This is a genomic window from Calothrix sp. CCY 0018 (genome assembly GCF_963920925.1).
Classification (GTDB): Bacteria; Cyanobacteriota; Cyanobacteriia; order Cyanobacteriales; family Nostocaceae; genus Rivularia.
Map to the genome: position 1 here is coordinate 1 of NZ_CAWUDI010000164.1, position 230 is coordinate 230.

Consider the following 230-nt stretch of genomic DNA (forward strand, 5'->3'; position numbering starts at 1 on the left):
TCTCTCTGCTGCTGTCGTTCGGCGGCGTCGTCGGGGGCGTGTTCAACGCCCTGATCGCGCCCGTCATCTTCAACAGGGTCTGGGAGTATCCGATCGTCCTGGTCGCAGCGGTCCTGTTGCGCCCGTGGGGACGCGACGCCTTCAAGCCGTGGCAGATCATCTGTTTTCTCGGCGCGCTGGCCATCGCACTGGCGCCGCCGGTCTTGCTGGAGATCATGCGCTACAATCCC

Annotated in this window: 1 protein-coding gene; it reads left to right on the top strand. The window is 64.8% G+C overall.

Translation table 11 applies throughout. The features are described 5' to 3' along the window. Positions 1–230 (top strand): hypothetical protein (locus ACM03V_RS34580; RefSeq protein WP_414625330.1); only part of this gene is annotated, 230 nt, incomplete at both ends.